The organism is Okeania hirsuta (genome assembly GCF_003838195.1).
Classification (GTDB): domain Bacteria; phylum Cyanobacteriota; class Cyanobacteriia; order Cyanobacteriales; family Microcoleaceae; genus Okeania; species Okeania hirsuta.
Genome location: NZ_RCBY01000333.1, coordinates 1 through 6,079, shown reverse-complemented (window position 1 = coordinate 6,079; position 6,079 = coordinate 1). Strand labels below are relative to the sequence as shown.

The 6,079-nt window shown below is 40.3% G+C and carries 6 protein-coding genes; 3 read left to right on the top strand and 3 right to left on the bottom strand.

From position 1 onward, the window contains the following. Positions 1-278: 278 nt before the first annotated feature. Both arsB and D5R40_RS29505 read left to right on the top strand, forming a co-directional pair. Positions 279-1,427: an ACR3 family arsenite efflux transporter gene (gene arsB / locus D5R40_RS29510; protein WP_124143496.1), complete on the top strand. Its 1,149-nt coding sequence runs from the start codon at positions 279-281 to the stop codon at positions 1,425-1,427. Between the two features lie 14 nt (positions 1,428-1,441). Next, complete coding sequence (locus tag D5R40_RS29505; RefSeq protein ID WP_124143497.1) at positions 1,442-1,864, top strand: ArsI/CadI family heavy metal resistance metalloenzyme; 423 nt, start codon at positions 1,442-1,444, stop codon at positions 1,862-1,864. A gap of 397 nt (positions 1,865-2,261) precedes the next feature. Here D5R40_RS29505 and D5R40_RS29500 read toward each other — a convergent pair whose 3' ends face one another. Then, positions 2,262-2,552 (bottom strand): hypothetical protein, encoded by a 291-nt coding sequence (locus D5R40_RS29500; RefSeq protein ID WP_124143498.1) that lies wholly within the window; start codon positions 2,550-2,552, stop codon positions 2,262-2,264. Positions 2,553-2,580: 28 nt separating this feature from the next. Next, complete coding sequence (locus D5R40_RS29495; protein ID WP_192901272.1) at positions 2,581-3,960, bottom strand: RNA-guided endonuclease InsQ/TnpB family protein; 1,380 nt, start codon at positions 3,958-3,960, stop codon at positions 2,581-2,583. A 74-nt stretch (positions 3,961-4,034) separates the two neighbouring features. On the opposite strand from D5R40_RS29495, the gene tnpA reads away from it, so the two are divergent. Further along, positions 4,035-4,457 carry an IS200/IS605 family transposase gene (tnpA, locus tag D5R40_RS29490; protein ID WP_192901108.1) on the top strand — a complete coding sequence of 141 codons (423 nt, stop codon included), beginning with the start codon at positions 4,035-4,037 and terminating at the stop codon, positions 4,455-4,457. 21 nt (positions 4,458-4,478) lie between these two features. Here tnpA and D5R40_RS40280 read toward each other — a convergent pair. Next, positions 4,479-6,079: 5'-nucleotidase C-terminal domain-containing protein (locus D5R40_RS40280; protein ID WP_192901328.1), on the bottom strand; the 1,601-nt coding region annotated here is incomplete at its 5' end.

Sequence of the window (6,079 nt, the reverse complement as noted above, 5' to 3'; positions counted from 1 at the left end):
CAGTGATTAAATTCACTGGAGATAGAGCGGTATTATCCTGTTTGATTAGCGTAATTATTACGCTAACTGTTAGTTACTTTTTGTCCAAAGTCCAATACCTGACTCCTCTGTCATTTATTTATAACTAACCGGACATGATATAGCACGCCCTGCTACCGGATTTAATATAATTCATTGCTTGACATATCAATTTTTTTTGTTATATTTACATTATCTAAGAACATTAACCTTTTTTAATGACAGGATAAACAAACTGTAAAAATCCTGATATTAATCTTATGAGTCCAAATTTACCGCAAGTCAATAAATCTGCCGTACAAGCAGGTGGTCAACTTAGCTTCTTTGAAAAATATCTCACTGTTTGGGTAGCTTTGTGCATTGTCATAGGTATTGCCCTAGGGAAAATATTTCCCGGTGTTGCCAGTGCATTAGATGGCATGAGTATTTATCAAGTATCTATCCCCATCGCCATTTGTCTATTTTTTATGATGTATCCCATCATGGTAAAAATAGACTTTACCCAAACTAGAAATGCAGCTCGCGCTCCCAAACCTGTAATCTTAACATTAGTCGTTAACTGGGTAATTAAACCTTTTACCATGGTAGCGTTTGCGCAAATTTTCCTCGGTTGGCTATTTCGCCCACTATTAACAGGTACAGAAATATTGCGCGGTACAGAAGTAGCATTGGCAGACTCCTACATCGCTGGAACAATATTACTTGGTATCGCTCCCTGTACGGCAATGGTATTAATGTGGGGTTATCTTTCCTACAGCAACCAGGGACATACATTAGTAATGGTAGCGATTAATTCCTTGACAATGTTGTTTTTGTATGCTCCACTAGGACGGTGGTTACTGTCAGCTAATAATTTAACTGTGCCTTGGGAAACTATTGTTTTATCGGTGCTAATTTATGTGGGTTTACCTCTAGCAGCAGGAATGTATAGTCGTTACTGGATTTTCAAAAATAAAGGAAAAGCATGGTTTGAACGTAAGTTTATCAGGTATTTAAGTCCGGTTTCTACTGCTGCTTTGTTGATAACTTTAGTTTTATTGTTTGCTTTTAAGGGAGAATTAATTGTAGAAAATCCTGTTCATATTTTGTTGATAGCAGTACCACTATTTCTCCAGACTAATTTTATTTTTTTGATTACTTATGTAGCAGCTTTAAAAATGAAATTACATTATGAAGATGCCGCTCCTGCTGCTTTAATTGGAGCTAGTAATCATTTTGAAGTAGCGATCGCCACTGCAGTTACTTTGTTTGGCTTAAATTCTGGGGCAGCTTTAGCAACAGTAGTGGGAGTATTAATAGAAGTACCAGTCATGTTGATGTTGGTAGAATTTTGTAAACGTACAGCTTTTTGGTTTCCTCGCCAACCAGAAAAGGCAACTTTATTAGATCCTCGTTGTTTAAATTGTTAGATAGGGAAAAAATTATGTCCACTCTTAAAACTCACATTGCTCTAATCGCAACCAACTTAGAAAAGTCTGTAGAATTTTACCAAGCTTTATTTGGAGTAGCACCAGTTAAGTATAAGTCAGATTACGCAAAATTTGATATTGCTAACCCGCCTCTAAATCTTACCCTTAATTTAGAAGAAAATGTAGAACCAGGTGGGAATTTATCCCACTTAGGAATACAAGTTAGCACTTCTGAGGAAGTGGCAACAGCCATTGAAAGATTTAAAGTGGCCGGACTATCATTATTTGAGGAACATCAAACAGACTGCTGTTATGCACTTCAAGATAAAGTTTGGGTAACAGACCCTGATGGTAACCGCTGGGAGGTTTTTGTAGTCAAAGTGGCAGATACGGCACCAGAGAAAAATATAGTTGCGACTTCTGGCCAAACTCAGTAATATCATGTCCGGTTAAACAGTGATCAATAAATAACTACGGAGGAGTCAGGAGTCAGGAGTCAGGAGGGAAGAAAGAAGGAAGAAGCAAGAAAAAATAGGAGGAAAAGGAGAAAGTTTTTTTTATCACTAATTAGAGCTAGCTGATTAAATCTAAAAGCATTGACATATAAAGACAAGTGCCTTTTTGGGGTCGAAAAAAGTATCTGGTTTTCAGCCCTTAATGCTCATGCATGGAGCGTATTTTAGGCTCATAGTTGGGCAGAACAATCTTGGGACAATTCTTACTCCTACCTCCTCGCTCATTCCCATTTATCCTGTCTTCCCCTCCTGGGAGGGGGAGGGGCGAGGGGTGCGTTGTCTCCTGTCTCCTGTCTCCTACCCCTAATATCTGTACTAACTATCCAACAAATGAGAAATTGTCAGCATCAACTACAGGTGCATTGTCTAATGTGACAAATACACCTCCACTACCTAAACCAGCATCGCTACCATTTTGGTTATAGAATAGATTACCATTATCTGTATTGTATACAATGACAGCATCCTCTGTCGCAGCATCATTATTACTGGTAACAGTGGCAAATACATTCTCAAAACTGTCCCCACTATCAATAGCAGTGAAAGTTGTCCTGTTGATGAGGATGATATCTCGCTCTATATCAAAATCAGTAATCCTATCTTCTCCCAAATCATCTTGGTCATAAGCTTGATATGAACTACCCCGCCGTGTAGACGGACGGGGTTTCTAAGTCCCCGTCAACAAAGTCCGCACTTTGAGATTTTGAGCGCTTCATTTGCCCCAGTTGCCTCATCGAGCCTGTATGTTTACGGGTCGAATCAGTAGAGCTTGAGCATCGACGATTAACGAGGCCAGTTCCTAACCCCGGTTGCCGATCTGCAGCAACATTCCACATCACCATGACCGAGCCTTGGTCTCTTGGCACCTCAAAACCACAATCATCACAAACATGGTAACGATTACTCAACTGTGCCCATTCTTTATGAACTGTTCCACAGCTAGGGCATCTCTGAGAAGGCTTGACTCTCCTGGTGTCAATGGTTATATGCAAACCACCTTTACCTAAAATTTTATACAACACCATCTGATTTAATGTTCCAAAGCCAACATCAAGCAGAGAACGGTTGAGACCTGCTTTTTGCTTTGAGCGTTTACCTGTCTTGGCTTTTCGGGTCATGCCTTTAACATTTAATTTTTCAGTAACTACGATGTCATAACAACTAGCAATATCTGTAGTTACTTTATGCTGCCAATCTTGTCTTACGGCTGATTGTTTGGCCTTGAGCTTAGAGATTTTTCTCTTCGCTTTTTTCCATCTACTTGATGCTTTTTGCTTACCTTTAATTGGTCCTTGCTTTCTTTTGAGTTGACGTGAAGCTTGCTGAATTTTTGGGGCAAACTCCCTGTCAAATCTAGGATTACTAATTTCGTCAAAACCATAGCCATCATAACAAGTCAAAGCTGTTTGAGTACCAAGGTCAAAAGCCACCATTGACTCATAATCTAAGGGAGATTTACTGCCAAACAACGGTAATGGTTCCGAGGTCTTGATACTAAATGAAACATACCACTCATCTTTATGAGGACGATAAACAATCGTACAAGTAGTAGGTTTTCCCCAATACTTAAACCTACCCCGCATCCTGAGTCTCATACCCAAGTCATTAAGTGTCACCCATCCACAGTTAACAGAATATTTTTGGCACTTTTCAATTTGCACCTTAAAACCTTGACGACCATCTGGGTAAGTCCAACCGGAGTAATTCCTAATTGACTTAAACTTTGGGCGTTTCCTGATTCCTTTAAAAAAAGCATTATAAGCTAAGTCAACACGCTTGACTGTTGCTTGCAATGAACTTAAATTAAGCTGTTGATAATCGGACCACTGCTGTCTAAAACCTGGTAATGCGTTTTGCTGAGTGAAATAGTCTACATTTGAGCGATTTTTTCTCCACTCAAAACGCCTATGAGCGACACCAGCGTTATACAAAAGCTGGTGTAGTTTTCTGACTAAAAATAGTTTTTCTTTCTGTACTTTTGTCGGATACAGTCGAAAAGTCAATCTTCTATTGGCCATAGAACTATCACCTCTAGATAAAGTTTGAGTCGATATAATTATCTTAACACCAAAAATAAAAATGAGTAGAAATTATGGAAAAAGAATTAAACCGTGGTTCTCATGTAGTCTATGACATTCACCTGCATATATGTTTCGTGACTCAATATAGAAAAAAAGTATTGACTACAAACATGATTAAAGATATGAGGGAAATCATAGAAAAAGTTTTAACTGCTAAACGCTGTTCCTTAGAAGAGTTTGAAGGTGAGCCAGACCATGTACACATATTGATTCAGCTACATCCAGACAATAATATTTCCCAGTTAATATCATCTCTAAAGTCTGCTACCAGCAGAATTATTAGACGAAAATATGCTCAAGAAATCAACCAATTTTACTGGGGAAAAGCTAAATTATGGCATGACTCAAAATGTATAGTTTCCTGTGGTGGCGCACCCTTGGAAATAGTCAAAGATTACATCAAAAATCAGTCGGGAGGTAGACAAACATCTTGATCGAAGCGGATCAACATTTATTTATGTAAGGGGGTGCTTTCCGCCCCACCCTGTGGAGGAGTGGGGAAACCAGCACCCCCTTACCAACCCCCTTATGGTTGTGTTAAAGATAAAGCGGTCAATACTCGCACCACCAGTCATGATATCATCTCCGGGGCCACTATTGAGGCGGTCGCGTCCTTGACCTCCATTGAGAGTATCGTTACCACTACCACCAAACAAGCGGTCAAAACCAGGGCGACCTTCTAAAATATCGTCGCCATCTTTACCATAAAGGAAGTCATTACCAAAACCACCAATAACAGTATCATCAATTTCATCACCAACGAGAGTATCATCACCGTTAGTTCCTTTCACAAATAATACTCTCCGAATACGCTCGTCTTCCTCTGGAGGTGTATCTGCATCACTGAAACTAGGGTTGCCATTAGCAGAAAAATTCACTGATAAATATTCAGCTAGTGCATCTTGTTCCCTACCATTATCAGTAAAGCTAGCGTTATTAGTTGCTCCTGATGGCAAACTTTCATCTACTAAGTCAACCTGATTTTCACCAAATAGTGGGAAAGGATAGCTATCGCCACCACCTGCGAGGAAACCGAGAGTCACTAGCCGAATTTCCCGGTCTGCGTCTCCTACTATCTCTCCATCACTCACTACCACATCAGCGATCGCTCCATTATCATCCACAACAGCTAGACTTCTGACCCGCTCCCCATCTGTGACAACGCCTGTATCATCAAATTCAATTGCTTGTTGAGTAGCATCATAACTGAAAGCAAGGCCACTCACCTGCGGAAACTGACCAGGAGTTGCATCGTCTGTAGTTGCTGCAACACCATGTTCGATAATTTGTTTGAGTTCTTCTGCGGTAACTGTTAGTAAACTGAGGTCGTTATTGAAGCGGAGGGTATTCTCAATATCTAGCTGAGAAATTTGCCCGTCTTCTTTACCTGCAAAAGGGTTTCCAGCAGGAGGCAGCTGTACCAAATCGTCGGAAGTACCGCCAGGAGGAATAAACGACTGACCAATATTGTCGCGGATACCGCCACCATTTTTAATGGAAACTATCACATCAGGGTCGTATTCTTGGGCAATAAATAAATTTGCATCCGCTGTCAAATTTCCCAGATTAGTTTCTTGGGTACGGACATCTCCTCTTGTACCGTTGAGAAATACTTCTGTGGAACCGAAAATATTGCCATCTCTAGCAGAAATGTTGTCATTAATAGCATTAGTCACAGCTACTATTGTGGGGTCAGCTACATCTTCAGGATTGACATCTTCCTCGTAAACTCGGTCAACTCCCTCATCATCAGTGGCATAAACACCACTTAAGTCTTCGTCAAAACTTGTAATAATACCGTTTTCGTCAAAGTCAGCAATGAGGCGACCGACATATTTATAGTTGCCGTCGGTGTTGATGACTAATACAGGTTCATCGCTAGCAGAAGTAAATTGAAGAGGATAGGAATCATCGCGAGTATCTCCATCCCTTAGGATATCATCTTCTGTGGCGAGGAGAGTATTGGAACCACCAGCCATAATGACATCGACATCTGTAATATCAAATCCGGTAGCATCGGAGTAATTAAACCTGAATTTTCGGCCACCAATGGTAC